Annotated in this window: 4 protein-coding genes; 1 reads left to right on the plus strand and 3 read right to left on the minus strand. The window is 34.2% G+C overall.

The features are described 5' to 3' along the window. The first annotated feature begins 107 nt into the window (after nucleotides 1-107). On the plus strand, nucleotides 108-431 hold the full coding sequence (locus tag V7150_RS25980; protein WP_335524085.1) for a site-specific integrase: 324 nt from the start codon (nucleotides 108-110) through the stop codon (nucleotides 429-431). Between the two features lie 359 nt (nucleotides 432-790). On the opposite strand, the gene V7150_RS25985 is transcribed toward V7150_RS25980, so the two are convergent. The 3 genes from V7150_RS25985 to V7150_RS25995 form a co-directional block, all read right to left on the minus strand. Further along, nucleotides 791-1096 carry a hypothetical protein gene (locus V7150_RS25985; RefSeq protein WP_335524087.1) on the minus strand — a complete coding sequence of 102 codons (306 nt, stop codon included), beginning with the start codon at nucleotides 1094-1096 and terminating at the stop codon, nucleotides 791-793. A 181-nt stretch (nucleotides 1097-1277) separates the two neighbouring features. After that, nucleotides 1278-1994, minus strand: coding sequence for a DUF2812 domain-containing protein (locus V7150_RS25990; RefSeq protein WP_335524090.1), 717 nt, complete (start codon nucleotides 1992-1994; stop codon nucleotides 1278-1280). A 13-nt stretch (nucleotides 1995-2007) separates the two neighbouring features. Then, entirely contained in the window at nucleotides 2008-2307 is a 300-nt protein-coding gene (locus tag V7150_RS25995) for a PadR family transcriptional regulator (protein ID WP_335524092.1), read from the minus strand. Nucleotides 2308-2532: the final 225 nt, after the last annotated feature.

The raw sequence follows: 2532 nt of genomic DNA on the forward strand, positions 1-2532 counted from the left end.
AACAACTTCTTCTTCAACTGCCCTATAGTTGAAAAACCTTACCGTATCAATTTCGATTAATGGGTCAATAATTCCTCTAAAATAATAATTTTAGGGAGAGATGTATTTTGCTATTATCAAAAGCTTGGGAAACATATGAATCTGATAAACGGATCGAGGGTTTCTCACCACAGACTTTGAAAGCTTATCGACTTCAATCAATACTACTCATTCGATATTTTGACGATTTAAAAATTGAATCAATCACCACCACTCACTTAAAGGAATATTTAGCAAAGTCTAGTGAAAACTTAAAACCTTCAAGTCTGGCTAATCGTATACGCTTTATGAAATCACTTTTTCGATGGTCACACGAAGAAGGTCATATTCGAAAAAATCCAGCAGCAAAGATTAAGGAACCTAAAGTTGGTAAACGAATACCTAAGGTTTGAGCCCCGAAAAGGGCCAGTTCGAACGCTTTTTCGGTATTCCGGTTATCGTATTTTTACTGGCATTAGAATATTATTTTTAAAGGATAAGCTACTATTAAAACGTGGTACCCGTTCCGTAATAAAAAGTCAAAAAGTTAGGTTTAATTGATAAAAAAGGGCCGGAATTGTAACGGGTTCTGTTTTGAAGTACAAAAACTTAAAATAGTTGGAGAAATAACAGGTTAAATCGTACACAAAAAGACACCGTAATTAGCACGGTGTTTTTTTGTGTATTTATTATTATTTCTTGTTTTACTAAAGCCCCCGCTACTTTATGTACAACTTTTCACAAACCGTCTTTTTGATGATTACACAATTGATTACCTTTCAACAATTGCAAGGTATTTCAAAACTGCTCCTTCTGATTCAACAATTAAAATATCTCCTCTTTCCTTGGCTGAAAAAATCTTAGCGCCAACAGAAGGTTTATTCGACATTTCATTATTGAAATCTGTATTAGCATCATTTTTTGTTTTTATTTCACCGATTTGAACATCCTTTGTTAATGACAATTCTTCAACCCAATAAATATTAGTTTTGTAGATTACTCCATCATACTGAAAAATATCAGCATCAGGGTCTAATCTTAAAACTTCCTCGGCATCAATAGTGTCAATTGATACCATTGTTGTTTGCCCACAGTTTGCCCCCACAACTTCTTGTTAATCTCTTGCCCTCGTTAGAGTTCAATAAGCCTTATTCCGCAAAATAGCCCTTAAAATAAAAAATGAGCGCTTATCCTTGTTCCAGGATTGCGCCCTTTAGCTCAATAACAATGACTAAAAACTTTATTATTCGACTCCTATACTAAGCTTTCTTCGCCCCCTTTTTATGATAAAGAGACATGATGACCCAGATAGCAGTTGGAAGTGCGATTGCTCCAATGACCATAGACGCCAAAATGTTAACTGCACTGCCATCGACATATAACAATATAAAAACAGCTATTAAGAAGAGAAGAACTGGTATAGTTTTCAATAGCTTAACTAATCCTATTTTTTCTTTTACCTTCCATTTGTTATTGTATGTTGCGATTACAGTCCAAGCTGTTGGAATGGCAATAATAGTGAAAATAATTGCTATTGCATGTAGTATTGAATGTAAGGTACCAGAGCTTATCATTGCTCCAACCCATGCGAGTACTGTTAGTAAAACAAACGGAATGGCTAAATAATTCATAGAACGAGCTAAATTTTCATACTTTTCAACGGATGTGTCACGGTCACTATAAATCGGTTTTGTATTAGGTTGTGCTCGAAATAAATGAATATCACCTTCTGAGGCAATATGCGACCATCCAGAAGATGAAAAAAAGTCAAAGTATTCTTCTTCTTCATCCTCTTTTAATGAACGATAATCTACACTGTAGATATAATTTGAGCTTTCCCCTTTCTTAAGCGTATATCCCATAAACCCAAAACCACTGACATGCCAACCCTTCAAAGAAAATCGGCGTAATTTTTCCATATCCTTATCCTCAGAAAAAGCTAATCCACCGGACATAATATACTTTGTTTGTCTCATTCTTCGTCCTCCTTCAATCCCGTTCTGCCAACTGAATCATCAGTTTTCTTAACTTCACTTCTTCATCTAATACTTCTCTGCCCTTGTCAGTAAGCAGATAGATTTTACGCCTTGAATCCGAGCCATCATACAAATAAATCGACTCTTGTTTTAATAACTTTTTAATAATCGTGTACATTGAAGCAGGACCTATAGTAATTGCCCCGTTTGTTGTTTCATCAATTAGGCTCATAATTGCGTAACCATGCCTTGGTTTCGTTAAAGCAGCCATAATATAAAACATTGAATCCGTTAATTGTTCATTTTTCTTCAACCCATCACCTACTATATCCTTTTAAGATATATCACATTATGATACATATATCTAAAAACAATATATCATGATGTGATATATATGTCTAGAGTTATATCATAATATATCAAATTATGATATTTGTCCTTAATAATTAAAAAGAACCCTTACAATGGGTTCTTCGCTATATCTAACAATACATGATGTTCTTTTCCATTATCCTTCTACAACTCCCTCAGTTTAATA

It is taken from the genome of Neobacillus drentensis, from assembly GCF_036965245.1.
Classification (GTDB): Bacteria; Bacillota; Bacilli; order Bacillales; family Cytobacillaceae; genus Neobacillus; species Neobacillus drentensis_G.